The sequence below is a fragment of the Roseobacter sp. SK209-2-6 genome (assembly GCF_000169455.1).
In the GTDB taxonomy this organism is placed as follows: Bacteria; Pseudomonadota; Alphaproteobacteria; order Rhodobacterales; family Rhodobacteraceae; genus Pseudophaeobacter.
Genome location: NZ_AAYC01000015.1, coordinates 64,210 through 78,376, shown reverse-complemented (window position 1 = coordinate 78,376; position 14,167 = coordinate 64,210). Strand labels below are relative to the sequence as shown.

The following is a 14,167-nucleotide window of genomic DNA, read 5'->3' as shown; positions in this document are numbered from 1 at the left end:
AGCCTGTCCCAGGAAAGGATGCTCAGATGAAACTGATCATAGCCGCCATCAAACCCTTCAAGCTGGAGGAGGTTCGCCAAGCGCTGACCGGCCTTGGCGTCTCCGGGTTGATGGTCACAGAAGTCAAAGGCTTTGGCGCCCAGTCCGGCCACACGGAAATCTATCGCGGCGCGGAGTATGAGGTGAACTTTGTTCCCAAGGTCAAACTGGAGATCGCCGTACCAGCAAGTCTGGCTGATCGCGTTGTCGACTGCATCGCCACGACTGCCCGTACCGGCAAGATCGGTGACGGCAAGATCTTTGTACTGGATGTCGAGCAAGCCCTTCGGGTTCGGACCGGCGAAATGGATCACGAGGCGCTTTGAGCGCCCAACGCGAAGGAAAAGATATGCGAAAACTCACAAACTCTCTACCAGCCTTGGTGTTGACCCTCGCACCCAGCCTGGTCCTGGCCGACGAGGCCGCGACGCCTGCAGCGGGTGCCGCAGCCACGGATACGGTTTTTATTCTCAACTCCCTCTTGTTTCTGGTCGGAGGCTTTCTGGTGTTCTGGATGGCGGCTGGCTTTGCCATGCTTGAAGCAGGGTTGGTTCGGTCAAAGAACGTAACTATGCAGCTGACCAAGAACGTGGCACTCTTCTCCTTTGCCGCCATCTTCTATTATCTGGTGGGCTACAACCTGATGTATCCCCTGGGCAATTGGGCCCTTGAAGGCGTGCTCTCCTCGGTTTGGGGACCTGGTGTGCTGGAGGCCGTGGGCATCACCGCCGATCAGGCGGATGATTACTCCTATGCCTCCACCGGTTCAGATTTCTTCTTTCAGCTGATGTTCTGCGCCACCACCGCCTCCATCGTCTCCGGCACCCTGGCGGAGCGAGTGAAGCTCTGGCCGTTCCTGATTTTCACCGTGATCCTTACCGCCGTGATTTACCCGCTGCAAGCCAGCTGGAAATGGGGTGGTGGCTTCCTTGACACCATGGGCTTCCAGGACTTTGCCGGCTCCACCGTGGTGCATTCGGTTGGCGGCTGGGCTGCCCTGATGGGAGCGCTGATCCTGGGGCCGCGCATTGGCAAATACAAAGACGGCAAGACCATCCCGATGCCCGGTTCCAATCTGGCCCTGGCCACGCTTGGCACGTTTATCCTGTGGCTTGGTTGGTTTGGCTTCAATGGTGGCTCGCAGCTGGCGATGGGCACCGTGGGTGACGTTGCTGACATCAGCCGCATCTTTGCCAATACCAATGCCGCTGCTGCTGGTGGTGCTGTGGCAGCACTGCTGCTGACACAATTCCTGTTCAAGAAACCGGATCTCACCATGGTGCTGAACGGAGCGCTTGCCGGCCTGGTCTCGATCACTGCTGAGCCACTGGCGCCGTCACTGGGCCTCTCCACCCTGATTGGTGCCGCTGGCGGTGTGATCGTGGTCGTTGTGGTGCCAATGCTGGACCGGTTGAAAATCGACGACGTGGTTGGCGCCATTCCGGTTCACCTGGTGGCAGGTATCTGGGGCACTCTGGCTGTGGTTCTCAGCAACGCCGATGCCAGCCTTACCACCCAGTTGACCGGGATCGCGGTGATCGGTGCATTTGTCTGCTCTGTCTCTGCTGCGGTCTGGCTGGTACTGCGCATGACCCTGGGTATCCGCGTGGATGAAGAAGATGAGGTCAACGGACTCGACACGTCCGAACTGGGCATGGAGGCCTACCCGGAGTTTTCTCTGAGCTAATCTTGAGGGCAAAACTCTCAAGACTAAAACAAAAAAACGCGCCGGTTCCCCGGCGCGTTTTTTTTCAATTAGCAATATCTTTTCAACCAGGTATCAGACGCCGGCGTCGATGATCGCCTTGGCCAGGATCGGCACAGTTTTCTGGTTGAGTCCCGCAATGTTGAGACGGCTGTCGCCGACCATGTAGATACCATTGTCGACGCGCATTTTCTCCACCAGATCGGGCGTGGTGCCCAAGAGAGAGAACATGCCCCGGTGCTGGGCGATAAAGCCAAAGCGGTTGGAGCCGCTCAGATTCTGCAGCTCATCCGCCAGTTGCTGACGCAGGCCCAACATACCAAGACGGGTGTCTTCCAGCTCTTTGGCCCAATCAGCGCGCAGGGCATCATCATTCAGGATCATGGTCACCAGGCGGGCGCCGTGATCTGGCGGGAAGGAATAGTTCTGGCGGTTGAGGAAAGCCAGAGTGCCCTGGTTCAGCGCCTGCGCAGAGGCATCATTGCTGACGGCCATCAACAGGCCGGTACGCTCACGGTAGATGCCGAAATTCTTGGAGCAGCTAGCCGCGATCAGCACCTCGGGGCAGCTGGAAGCCACCAGGCGCACACCCTGAGCGTCTTCTTCCAGACCATCGCCAAAGCCCTGATAGGCAATATCGATCATCGGGATGAGGCCATTGGCGTTCAAGAGGTCCACGACCTCCTGCCATTGGGCCATATTCAGGTTGGCGCCGGTCGGGTTGTGACAGCAGCCGTGCAGCAGGATCACATCGCCTTTGCTGGCGCCCTTCAGGTCCTCCATCATGCCGTCAAAGTTCACACCGCGGGTTTCCGGGTCGAAATAGCGGTAAGTGACGGTTTCGATGCCAATGTATTTCAGGATCGAAACATGGTTGGGCCACGTCGGATCAGAGACATAGACCTTGGCCGAAGGATTGGCCATCTTGATCAGCTCAAATGCCTGACGCACAGCACCGGTACCGCCTGGGGTCGCCGCTGCGGCCACGTTGCCGCGTTCGACCGCATCGCCTAGGATCAGCTTGATCATGGCGTCCGAATAGGCCGGATCCCCCACCAGACCCACATAGGCCTTGGAAGTCTGCTCTTCCCAGAGCTTATGTTCCGCCGCCTTGATCGCGCGCATCACCGGGGTAACGCCCTCTGCGTTTTTATAAACACCGACGCCGAGGTCGATCTTATCCGCGCGAGGGTCATCGCGATACATCTGCATCAGAGCCAGAATTTTATCGGCTGGCTGGGGTTTCAAGGTCTCGAACATCAGTTCTCTCCAGTAGCGACGGGAAGCGTCGGGAAGGCACCCCACTCTGCCCAGGACCCGTCATAGAGCGAATGATCGGTCTTGCCGATCCGCTCCAGGGCGAGGCTGAGGACAGCGGCGGTGACACCCGATCCGCAAGTGGTAATGGCGGGTTTGCTCAGATCAACACCTGCGGCCTCGAATGTCGCGCGCAGCGCATTCGGCTCTTTCATGGTGCCATCTTCGTTGAGCAGAGTGGTGAATGGGGTATTCTTTGAGCCAGGGATATGGCCTGATCGCAGTCCTTCACGGGGCTCTGCCACCTCGCCGCGGAACCGCTCTGCAGAACGCGCATCAAGGATTTCATGATCTGCAAGCTTGGCAGCCGACGACACCTGGGTGACATCCCGCACCATATGGTTCTGGACACGCACAGTCATATGACGGTCCCGGATCACCGGTGGCAGATCTTCAACCGGGCGCCCCTCAGCCTGCCATTTGGGCAAACCTCCGTCCAGAACAGCTATGTTTTCTTGTCCCATCAGGCGAAACAGCCACCAAACACGGGCTGCTGACATCAGTCCCGCACCGTCATAGACCACAATCTGATGACCGTCACCGACCCCCATGGCGCGCAGACGGGACATGAATTTCTCAACCGGTGGCACCATATGGGGCAGCTCGGACCGATGGTCGGAAATTTCATCAATATCGAAGAAACGGGTCCCAGGGATGTGCGCCGCATCATATTCCGCGCGGGCATCCCGCCCTTGTTGCGGCAGATACCAAGAAGCATCCAGCAATCGAAGATCAGGGTCCTTCAGATGGGACGCCAACCAGTCCGTTGAAACAAGGGTTTTTGGATCGTCGAGCATCGAAGCCTCTCCCTAATGCCACTAGGCCATGCCTACAACCGCAAGGGCAGAGTCGCAAGGGAAGGCTGGACGTCGCAAAATTTCTTCACAGTGATTTTCCTTTGGATTGTGCTAGAATTTTTAACGCTACAGAAAAGTGGATTGAAAATGGCTATTGTGCTTCGAATTTTGAGCGTGTTTTTTTTGCTCCTGCCTTCACCGTCCTTCGCCGAAAAACGTATCGCTCTGGTCCTTGGGAACTCTGCCTATCTACACGCGGCCCCACTTGCGAACCCCACCAACGATGCGCAGGCGATAAAAACGAAGCTAGAGAGCCTCGGTGTCAAAGTGCATCATGGCGAAGACCTCTCCTACGTTGAAATGCGCTCCATTGTCCGTCGCTTTATCAAGGATCTGGATGGCGCCGAGATTGCTTTGTTTTTCTATGCAGGCCATGGCATGCAAGTGGGCGGTGAGAACTACGTTCTGCCTGTTGATGCCCGCCTGAGCTCGGAGGATGATCTCGAGTTCGAAGCCATTACAATTGCCTCAGTGCTGAGTGCCATGGAGCGTAAGACCCGAACCAACTTGGTGTTTCTGGATGCCTGCCGGGACAACCCCTTGGCCAAGAGTATGAGCCGCACCATGGGCAGCCGATCTACCGCTGTTGGCCCTGGTCTGGCACAGCAGAACGCCGGCCTCGGGACGCTCATCTCCTTTTCTACCCAGCCAGGCAACGTCGCTTTGGATGGCGCTGGAAAAAACAGCCCCTATACGGCTGCCCTGCTCAAGCACCTGGGCACCCCCGGTGAGGGCATCTTGCAAAGCCTCGTCAAAGTGCGGCGGGAGGTGCTGGCAGCAACTGGTGAACAGCAGGTGCCCTGGGACAGCTCCTCTTTGACAGGCCATGTTATTTTGAATTCCAACCCAGCAGCACCTGGTAGCGAAGCAAACGACGAATTACCGGCTCTCATAACCGCTCCGCAAGCTTCCCCCTCAGCCTCCCGCCACTACGAGGAGGACATCGAACTTTGGCGTATCGTGAAAAACTCGGGCAGCAAATTTGCCTATCAACGCTATCTGCAAAAGTTCCCCAACGGCTTGTTTGTAGAGGAAGCACAGGATCGGATCGAACGACAAGACAGTGCTGTTAACGAAACAAGCGCACTGAACGGCGAGATCATTGCCCGGCTCGACAACCGCTTGTCACAACAGGATGAGCCCGACCCCATCCCGCGCTCCTCACCAGAGACAGTCGAGCAGGCCCTGAGGTTGTCCAATACGGACCGTCAAAAGATCCAGCAGGCATTATTGGCAATTGGGTTCGATGTTGGAACTGCGGATGGCGACTTTGGGCCGCGCACCAGGAAGGGCTTGCGGCAGTTCCAGATCGCAAGTCGCTTACCGGAAACAGGTTACCTTGATGCCTCCATCGTCAAACATCTGTTGGACGAACTGGAAAAGGCCCCTGTTGGCTATGATGGGCCATGGATCGTAGAGTTTCACCGGTACAATTACGCAAAACGCGATCCAGGAAACATCAACGTGCGTACCCTCTTGGCACGCGCAAATGTTGATGTCCGCGATGGAGAGATGTTCGTCATCAAACACCAAGTCTTTACCCAGGATAGAAATTCCTTTCAGCAGTTTTCAGGACGTATCTCTCCTGCTGGCAAAGTCCGGGTAAAAACCCGTCTAGGTGCTCTTTTCGGAAAACTTCGCGAGTATTCCTTTACGGTCAATGGGGCCATGCCCGAAATTGTACCGGTTGGCAGGTCTATACGTATCAAAGGCCCGAAACTCTGGTATTGGAACAAAACCGGAGAGATTGTGCATGTCCGGCTCGATCTGACTCGTGGGGGCTAAATTTGCAGCCGGTCTCTCGCATGCAAGGGCCCAGCACAGCGCAAAACGCCCAGGATCTCGCATTTTGCGGGCCTGGTCTGCCTGATCAAGGTATTATCCTACTTTATCAAGCGGAGCTGCGGGCGGGTTCTTGCGGCACCACTTTGCCCACAGGAGAACCGATGCGCAAAAGACAGTCCTGCTCGGATGACGTCCGGGTCCATGCTGCATTGCGTGACATCAGCCACCGCCTCACGTGCTTTTGGGGTGTCATCACGGCGCATGTAGTGAAGCATCAGCAAGAGCGAGGCCTCATCGCGCGTGATCTGCACTCGCTCTTCCAGTGAAAACGGATCAACGCTGTGAAACCCGATGCGCCGCGCCGCAAGAGTATATGTCACGACTTTGGACAGTGCATGTGCAATTGAGAGACCTGGCGCCTCCCCCCAGCGCTCCGCTGCGATTTTATAGGCGAATTGCCAGGCTTGCCGTTCTGGCCTTTGATGGCTGTAGAAAAAGTGGCGCAGAACTGGCAGCAGCCCCTCTTCGAACTCATCCAGATGACAATAGGAAAGCGGCAGGAGATCAGCCCTGCTCCCAGTGTCTGCCAATCTTTGTTCCTGAGCCGTCGGTGACATTTCGTTCAGCCTTTCTGTTGCGCATAGACACGCCGTGATTGCAGCGATGTAAGGCCGGGCGGGACCTGCAAGATAGGTCAATCTGACTGGGCATATGATACCTGACAAATTTAATCAACAATTGCAATGGCAAAAATTCACCCTTGGCTAGGCCTCAAATCCACAAAAGCCCCCGATAACTCGGAGGCTTGGGAAAGCTTGGTCTAAAGATCCGGTTAGCGCCAGGCTTAGCTGTGATCTTTGAGGAGGCGTTGCTTCTGGCGCGACCAATCGCGCTTGGCTTCAGTGGCGCGCTTGTCGTGGTTCTTCTTACCCTTGGCGATACCGATCTTCAGTTTGATCCGGCCCTTGTGATTGAAGTACATCACGATCGGCACCAGAGTCATGCCCTTGCGCTGGGTCGCGTTCCACATATTGGCAATCTCGCGGCGCGAGGCCAAAAGCTTGCGACGGCGGCGTTCAATATGTTTGAACATCTTCGCCTGCTCGTAGGGTGGAACATAAGAATTGACCAGCCAGAGTTCGCCATCTTCAACGGCAGCATAGGATTCCGCGATATTGCCGCCGCCATTGCGCAAAGCTTTGACCTCGGACCCTTCGAGCACAACGCCACATTCCACGTCATCCTCGATGGCGTAGTCAAACCGCGCGCGGCGGTTTTCGGCAATTACTTTGTAGTTCGGGTCAGATTTCTGTTTAGCCATGGCTCGCAGATGTACGCCTCCCTGCAGGTGGGTGCAAGATCGGGTTAGGCTTTCCTAGCTCGCAGAAGTGTAAAGACCCCGCTCCCTACAATCAGGGCGCTCCCAATCAGTGTAAGTGTATCAGGTTGTTCGTCAAAGATCAGAATCCCCAGGATCATTGCAAAGACCAGGCGGGTGTAGCGAAAGGGCGCTATGACAGAGATCTCCCCGGCCCGCATGGCAGCGGAGAGGGCATTGTAGGCGATCACGCCAATCACCACCGCTGCCGCGATCTGCAGCCAATTTGTCGAACTTGGCCAGATTGCTCCACCGGTCCAACCCAGCACCAGCACTCCGGCGATGACAAGCATCGCAAACCCCAAAAAGCCCAGCTGGTTGTTACTCATATCCTTTGGGGCCGCTCGGGTAGCAAGGTCCCGACCAGCAAAGCCGATTGTGCCGATGACCGCAAACAAAGAGGCTGGCTCGAACCCGCCAAGTCCGGGCCGCAGGATCAACAAGACCCCGACAAAGCCTACAGCAATGGCCAACCAGCGCCGCCAACCGACAGGCTCTGCAAAGAAGACAACTGCCCCGGCCGCAACCACCAAAGGCGTGGCCTGCAGAATGGCGGAGGCGGAGGACAGAGGTGTCAAGGCAATGGCCAGTGTATAGCAGAGCCGCCCTGTAACCTCTGCCAAACAGCGCCACAGCATCGGGCGCGCGCAAAACCCCGGGTGCCAAGGCCGATGCCCCTGCGCGCGCGCCAGGCCCGCAAAGATCCCCATGCCTCCAAGCCCAAAGAGGATCAGGATCTGCCCCACAGGCATATTACTGGCAGCGGATTTGATGAACATATCTTCCAAGGCAAAGGTTGCCATGGCCAGGACCATCAAAAGGCTGCCACGGAATGTGTCCATTGGCCTATTCAAATTCTCAGCTCCTGAAATCATCCATCAAAACAGAACTCAATTTTCCAAATTCGGCGGTCAAAATCTCAATCAATTGTTCTGGAAGATGCGCGACGGTAGTGATGCATATTCAGAAACATTGCCCCTTCCGGCCCAGCCCGGTAGCCATGAGGCTGATCCGCCCGAAAGCGCATTCCCTCACCAGCTTCCAGGGCACGCCATTCGCCTTGGCTCAGAACCTCCATGGTGCCCTCGAGCACAAAGACCTCTTCGGTCATGCCTTCCTCATGTGCCTGTGATTCATGCTGCTGACCAGGTGTCAGACGGATGTGAAACGTCTCCGCACCCATTTCCGGGTCAAAAGGGAAGACAATCTTCACCGCGATACTGCCAGGAAACTGAACGGTCCTGAAAACCCGGCCCTCCTCAGTGCCTGAGGGCCGCGGCGTCTCGATCAGTGCCGAGAGTGGGATGCGGAAGCCTTTGGCGATTTTCCACAGCGTAGCAATCGTCGGGCTTGATTCGCCGCGTTCAATCTGGCCGAGCATGGCCTTGCTCACGCCTGTCAGCTCCGCTGCGCGCGATAGGCTGACAGCGGCAGAGGCCCTGATTTCCTTCAGGTTAATCGGTATATTCTCTTCACGCATACCATCCGTTCCCGCCAGAGCTTCAAAAAGAGCTTGTGCGTTATAACGCACAAGGCGTAGTGTGCGCTATAACGCACGTCCTCCCTACCCGATCCAACGCCCAAGGAAAACCCGCATGCTCAAGGATCTGAAACTCTCACATCTGGTATCCGGCGCGGTCGCCGTTCTGGTGGGCTATACCGGATCAGTCGCGATCATTTTTCAGGCCATCGAGGCCGTGGGCGCCAGCCAATCCCAGGCCAACAGTTGGATGCTGGTGCTGGGGCTTGGCATGGGGGTGACCTGTCTGGTCCTGTCACTGGTCTATCGGATGCCGATCCTGACCGCCTGGTCGACACCGGGGGCTGCCCTGCTGGCCGTCAGCCTCAACGGCGTGCCACTGGAGGAAGCGGTGGGCGCCTTCTTGTTTTGTGCGGCACTCCTAACCCTCACGGGCGTCACAGGATGGTTTGCGGCCCTCTCGCGGTTGATCCCCGACAGCCTGGCCAGCGCCATGCTTGCAGGCATCCTGTTCCAATTTGGCCTATCGGCCTTCACCTCACTGCAAAGTGATACCGCACTGGTGGCACTGATGGGTCTCACCTTCCTTTTGGGGCGCAGGCTGTTCCCTCGCTACTGCATCCCAGCGGTACTGGCGATTGGCATAGCTTGGTGCGCTGGGACTGGCGGGTTTGGCAGCTTTACGGCCCTCGACCTCTCCATTGCGCACCCGGAATTCGTCATGCCCGCGTTTTCACTGCCGGTCCTCATCGGCATCGGGCTGCCGCTCTATGTGGTCACCATGTCCTCGCAGAACATGCCAGGTGTCGTGGCGCTAAAGGCCTGCGGCTATGCGGTGCCGGTCTCAGCCAGCCTGACCGTCACCGGGATCGCCTCGCTGCTCCTGGCGCCGTTTGGTGGTTTTGCCTTCAACCTCGCCGCCATCACTGCAGCCATCTGCGCCGGGCCCGAAGCGGATGAGGATCCCGAAACTCGCTATCTGGCGGGCGTCATGACCGGGTTCGTCTACATCCTGGTGGGCCTGGGCGGCGCCACAGTGATCAGCCTCTTTCTGATCGCACCAAAGGCGCTGGTTGCCACCGTTGCGGGCCTTGCCCTGCTTGGCACCATCGGCAACAGCCTCGCCGCCGCGCTGACAGAAACCAGCGGTCGTGAAGCAGCACTGATCACCTTTATGGTCACGGTTTCGGGCCTCAGCTTCTTTGGAATTGGCGCGCCCTTCTGGGCCCTGGTTCTGGGGCTGGCGGTGAATCACTGGCTGAAGCCACAAGTACCCGCCACAGCCCGCGCCTGACCCCCACCGCGAAACCACATCAAAGAGACAGTTAACCTACAGAAATTCGGCGCAATCCGTGCCAAAATTACCGAACCCGCCCCCGAGATATTGCCTTTGTTGCGCAAATCCTGTCTCTGAGGGCAAAGATTAAGGGAATGAGCCAAGATGCCAATGTACCGATCCAGAACCTCCACCCATGGCCGCAACATGGCGGGCGCGCGCGGATTGTGGCGCGCCACCGGCATGAAGGACGATGACTTCGGCAAGCCGATCATCGCTATCGTCAACTCCTTCACCCAGTTCGTGCCCGGCCACGTGCACCTCAAGGACCTGGGCCAGATGGTCGCGCGTGAGGTCGAGGCCGCTGGCGGTGTGGCAAAAGAGTTCAACACCATCGCGGTGGATGACGGCATCGCCATGGGCCACGACGGGATGCTCTACTCCCTGCCCTCGCGCGAAGTGATCGCTGACAGCGTCGAATATATGGTCAATGCCCATTGCGCCGACGCCATGGTCTGCATCTCCAACTGCGACAAGATTACCCCCGGCATGCTTATGGCCGCGATGCGCCTCAATATCCCGGCGATCTTTGTCTCCGGCGGCCCGATGGAAGCAGGCAAGGTCACCATTGACGATCTGGAGCACGCGGTTGATCTGGTGGATGCCATGGTCGCCGCAGCGGATGACAAATACACCGATGAGCAAGTACAGCACATCGAAGAGAACGCCTGCCCCACCTGCGGGTCTTGTTCTGGCATGTTCACCGCCAATTCGATGAACTGCCTAGCCGAGGCCCTAGGCCTGGCCCTGCCCGGCAATGGCTCCACGCTGGCGACCCATGCGGACCGCAAGCACCTGTTCCTGGAGGCCGGCCGCAAGATTGTCGACATCACCAAGCGCCACTATGTGGGTGAAGAAAAAGGCCTCTTGCCGCGCGAAATCGCAACCTTTGATGCCTTTGAAAACGCCATGAGCCTGGATATCGCCATGGGCGGCTCCACCAATACGGTTCTGCACCTCCTGGCCATCGCCAACGAGGGCGAGGTCGATTTCGATATGAGCGATATGGATCGCCTCAGCCGTAAAGTGCCCTGCCTTTGCAAGGTGGCGCCCAATACCGCTAATGTGCACATGGAAGACGTGCACCGCGCCGGCGGCATCTTCTCGATCCTTGGTGAACTCAGCCGCGCGGGTCTCTTGCATGATGACTGCAGCACCGTGCATTCCTCCACCATGGGGGAGGCCATTGCCAAATGGGACATCAAGGTTGCCAATAACCCCGATGCGGAAAGCCTGTTCAAAGCGGCCCCGGGCGGCGTGCGCACCACAGAGGCCTTCAGCCAGTCCAACCGCTACAAAGAGCTGGATACCGACCGCGAAGGCGGTGTGATCCGCTCAAAAGAGCATGCCTTCAGCCAGGACGGCGGGTTGGCGGTGCTGTTCGGCAATATCGCTCTGGATGGCTGCATCGTGAAAACAGCGGGCGTTGATGCCAGCAACCTCACCTTCACCGGCAGCGCCTATGTCTGCGAGAGCCAGGATCAGGCGGTCAGTGACATCCTGACCGGCAAGGTGACAGAGGGTGATGTGGTGGTGATCCGCTATGAGGGTCCGCGCGGCGGACCCGGCATGCAGGAAATGCTCTACCCGACCTCCTATCTGAAGTCGAAAGGCCTGGGAAAAAAATGCGCGCTGCTGACCGACGGGCGTTTCTCCGGCGGCACCTCGGGCCTGTCGATCGGCCATGTCTCGCCCGAAGCGGCCGAGGGTGGAACCATCGGCTTGGTGCAGCAGGGCGACAAGATCGAGATCGACATCCCCAACCGTTCAATCCATCTGGCGGTCTCTGAAGAAGAGCTGGCCGCGCGCCGCGAAGCACAGGATGCCGCTGGCTGGAAACCCGCCGAGCCACGCAAGCGCAAAGTCTCCAAGGCACTGAAGGCCTATGGCCTGCTGGCGACCTCAGCCGCCAAAGGCGCTGTCCGCGCCCTGCCCGGCGAAGAATAACGCGCTTTAAATCTAAGAGCAGTCTACCCCGCCCCCTAAGGAGGCGGGGTTTTCTTTTGCCTGTAGGGAGTTGGCTGGGCCTGCAGGGGCTCGCCTGACAGCCAAAGCGCAGGCGTGCTGATAATCTCTAAATACACAAGGAAATACACAAGGCGACAGAGTACAAAGGCATTGTGCGCTCCACCAATGGTCCAAAATGAAAAAGGGAGCCGAAGCTCCCTTTCCATCAAATCCATGCTCTGGACTCAACTCTGTAGATAAACCAACTCAGGAGAGCGATTTGGCAATATCCTGAGCAACCTCATCCATGCCCTGGAGGCCATCCACCGACTTCAGATCCCCCTTGGCGTAGTAGTAGCCAAGCAAAGGCGAAGTCTTTTTATAATACTCCATCAGACGGGTCTTGAGGCTATCCTCATTGTCGTCTGCGCGGCGCTTTACATCTGTGCTGCCACAGTTGGTGCATTTGCCGTCGGCAGCCCAGGGTTTGGTCTCATCGTGGTAGACTTCGCCACAGCCGCCGCAGGTGGACCGGCCGGTGATGCGCGCGACCAGAGCGGCATCATCCACCGCCATTTCGATCACTGCATCCAGTTGAAGCCCGGTTTCCGCCAGCAACTCACCCAAGGCGTCGGCCTGGGCAAGAGTGCGAGGGAAACCGTCGAAGATGAAGCCGCCCTTGGCGCCTTCAGAGATCTTCTCACGGATCAGGCCAATAACAATCTCATCGGTGACCAGTTCACCCCGTGCGATGACGTCTGCAACCTTCTTGCCCATTTCAGAGCCAGAGGCCTGTGCATCGCGCAGCATGTCTCCGGTGGAGAGCTGCACCATGCCACGTTCATCCACGAGCTGACGTGCCTGCGTACCTTTGCCGGCGCCGGGTGGCCCCAAGAGAATAATGTTTGTCATCGGCGAGATGGTCCCCGTTTTCCACGTTTCTTGTTGCGCCCACGCAGCTGGCTCTTCTCGATGAGGCCTTCATATTGATGCGCAAGCAGATGGCTTTGTGCCTGCTGGATAGTATCCATGGTCACAGAGACAACAATCAAGACTGACGTCCCGCCAAAGTAAACCGGGAATGCAAATTGGCCACGCAGAACTTCGGGCAAGAGGCAAACCAGCGCCAGATAGCCGGAACCCAGAACCAACACACGGTTGACGACATACTCGATGTATTCAGCGGTTTTCTTGCCGGGGCGAATGCCAGGAACAAAACCGTTCTGGTTCTTCAGGTTATTGGCCACATCCTCTGGCTTGAAGGCCACGTTGAAGGTGTAGAAATAAGCGAAGAATACGATCATCCCGACAAAGAACAGCAGGTACAGAGGCTGACCGGGGCCAAAGTTGGCCAGCAGCCATGACATGATCGGCCCGCTGGTTGCACCGCTCGAGAAGGTCGAGATGGTGGTTGGCAGCAGCAGCAGCGACGAGGCAAAGATCGCCGGGATAACACCTGCTGGGTTTACCTTAACTGGCAAGTGGCTGGAGCCACCGTCATAGACTTTCATGCCGACCTGACGACGGGGATATTGGATATGGATCTTGCGCAGGGCGCGCTCCATGAAGACCACAAACATGATTACCGCGATGACCATAAAGATCACACCGATGATCACGGCTGGGCTGATCGCGCCAGAACGGCCAGAGGCAAAGAACTGCGCGATCGAGGCGGGAACCTCGGCAATGATGCCAACGAAGATGATCAGCGAAATACCATTGCCGATGCCGCGCTGAGTGATCTGCTCACCCAGCCACATCAGGAACATGGTACCACCCACCAGGGTGATCATGCAGGCCAGACGGAAATAGAGGCCCGGATCGGTCGCCAAATCGCCGGATTCCAGCGAAACCGCCAGGCCGTAGCTCTGGGCGGTTGCCAGTAGAACGGTGCCATAGCGGGTGTACTGGTTGATCTTCTTGCGGCCCTGCTCGCCCTCTTTCTTGAGCTGTTCGAGCGCGGGCACCATGGAGGTCAGCAGCTGGATGATGATCGAGGCGGAGATATAGGGCATGATGCCCAGGGCAAAAATGCCCATCCGGCCAAGTGCGCCACCGGTGAACATCGACACCATGCCGCCAATGCCCTGCCCCGCTTGCTCCATGAACTCCTGAAGCGCCGCTGCGTCGATGCCAGGAACCGGAATAAAGGTGCCCAGGCGATAGACGATCAGAAGGCCAAGGGTAAAGAGGATGCGGTTACGCAGATCCGTTGCTTTGCCAAGTGCGGACCAACTGGTGTTCGCCGCCATTTGTTCTGCTGCTGATACCATGAATTGGATCTCTTCTTACGAAAACGCCGCCCGTAACCGTTTTCCGGCTC

13 protein-coding genes are annotated in these 14,167 nt (G+C 57.6%); 5 read left to right on the top strand and 8 right to left on the bottom strand.

Going from position 1 to position 14,167, the window contains the following annotated elements; all coding sequences use genetic code 11:
* Nucleotides 1-26: 26 nt before the first annotated feature.
* Nucleotides 27-365 (top strand): P-II family nitrogen regulator, encoded by a 339-nt coding sequence (locus tag RSK20926_RS19200; protein ID WP_008209273.1) that lies wholly within the window; start codon nucleotides 27-29, stop codon nucleotides 363-365.
* Nucleotides 366-388: 23 nt separating this feature from the next.
* Complete coding sequence (locus RSK20926_RS19195) at nucleotides 389-1,726, top strand: ammonium transporter (RefSeq protein ID WP_008209272.1); 1,338 nt, start codon at nucleotides 389-391, stop codon at nucleotides 1,724-1,726.
* 93 nt (nucleotides 1,727-1,819) lie between these two features.
* On the opposite strand, the gene RSK20926_RS19190 is transcribed toward RSK20926_RS19195, so the two are convergent.
* Both RSK20926_RS19190 and sseA read right to left on the bottom strand, forming a co-directional pair.
* Nucleotides 1,820-3,004 (bottom strand): amino acid aminotransferase, encoded by a 1,185-nt coding sequence (locus RSK20926_RS19190; protein ID WP_008209271.1) that lies wholly within the window; start codon nucleotides 3,002-3,004, stop codon nucleotides 1,820-1,822.
* Nucleotides 3,004-3,858: a 3-mercaptopyruvate sulfurtransferase gene (sseA, locus tag RSK20926_RS19185; protein ID WP_008209270.1), complete on the bottom strand. Its 855-nt coding sequence runs from the start codon at nucleotides 3,856-3,858 to the stop codon at nucleotides 3,004-3,006. Before sseA ends, RSK20926_RS19190 begins: the two co-directional genes overlap by 1 nt.
* A gap of 174 nt (nucleotides 3,859-4,032) precedes the next feature.
* Between sseA and RSK20926_RS19180 the strand changes: the two genes are divergently transcribed.
* A complete protein-coding gene (locus tag RSK20926_RS19180) occupies nucleotides 4,033-5,703 on the top strand; it encodes a caspase family protein (RefSeq protein ID WP_198136599.1) in 1,671 nt (556 codons plus the stop codon).
* Between the two features lie 98 nt (nucleotides 5,704-5,801).
* On the opposite strand, the gene RSK20926_RS19175 is transcribed toward RSK20926_RS19180, so the two are convergent.
* The 4 genes from RSK20926_RS19175 to RSK20926_RS19160 all read right to left on the bottom strand — a co-directional run bounded on the left by RSK20926_RS19175 (nucleotide 5,802) and on the right by RSK20926_RS19160 (nucleotide 8,561).
* Nucleotides 5,802-6,320, bottom strand: a complete 519-nt coding sequence (locus RSK20926_RS19175) for a hypothetical protein (protein WP_008209268.1) — start codon at nucleotides 6,318-6,320, stop codon at nucleotides 5,802-5,804.
* Nucleotides 6,321-6,547: 227 nt separating this feature from the next.
* Entirely contained in the window at nucleotides 6,548-7,024 is a 477-nt protein-coding gene (gene smpB / locus RSK20926_RS19170; protein ID WP_008209267.1) for an SsrA-binding protein SmpB, read from the bottom strand.
* A gap of 44 nt (nucleotides 7,025-7,068) precedes the next feature.
* A complete protein-coding gene (locus RSK20926_RS19165; protein ID WP_008209266.1) occupies nucleotides 7,069-7,923 on the bottom strand; it encodes a DMT family transporter in 855 nt (284 codons plus the stop codon).
* A 77-nt stretch (nucleotides 7,924-8,000) separates the two neighbouring features.
* Entirely contained in the window at nucleotides 8,001-8,561 is a 561-nt protein-coding gene (locus RSK20926_RS19160) for a helix-turn-helix domain-containing protein (protein ID WP_008209265.1), read from the bottom strand.
* 115 nt (nucleotides 8,562-8,676) lie between these two features.
* Here RSK20926_RS19160 and RSK20926_RS19155 point away from each other — a divergent pair, with 115 nt between their 5' ends.
* Complete coding sequence (locus tag RSK20926_RS19155) at nucleotides 8,677-9,855, top strand: benzoate/H(+) symporter BenE family transporter (protein ID WP_008209264.1); 1,179 nt, start codon at nucleotides 8,677-8,679, stop codon at nucleotides 9,853-9,855.
* A 147-nt stretch (nucleotides 9,856-10,002) separates the two neighbouring features.
* On the top strand, nucleotides 10,003-11,844 hold the full coding sequence (ilvD, locus tag RSK20926_RS19150; protein ID WP_037255825.1) for a dihydroxy-acid dehydratase: 1,842 nt from the start codon (nucleotides 10,003-10,005) through the stop codon (nucleotides 11,842-11,844).
* A 267-nt stretch (nucleotides 11,845-12,111) separates the two neighbouring features.
* Here ilvD and RSK20926_RS19145 read toward each other — a convergent pair whose 3' ends face one another.
* Together RSK20926_RS19145 and secY are read right to left on the bottom strand one after the other, a co-directional pair.
* Nucleotides 12,112-12,756, bottom strand: a complete 645-nt coding sequence (locus tag RSK20926_RS19145; RefSeq protein WP_008209262.1) for an adenylate kinase — start codon at nucleotides 12,754-12,756, stop codon at nucleotides 12,112-12,114.
* Nucleotides 12,753-14,117, bottom strand: coding sequence for a preprotein translocase subunit SecY (secY, locus tag RSK20926_RS19140; protein ID WP_037255822.1), 1,365 nt, complete (start codon nucleotides 14,115-14,117; stop codon nucleotides 12,753-12,755). The genes RSK20926_RS19145 and secY overlap by 4 nt, the downstream gene beginning before the upstream one ends.
* Nucleotides 14,118-14,167: the final 50 nt, after the last annotated feature.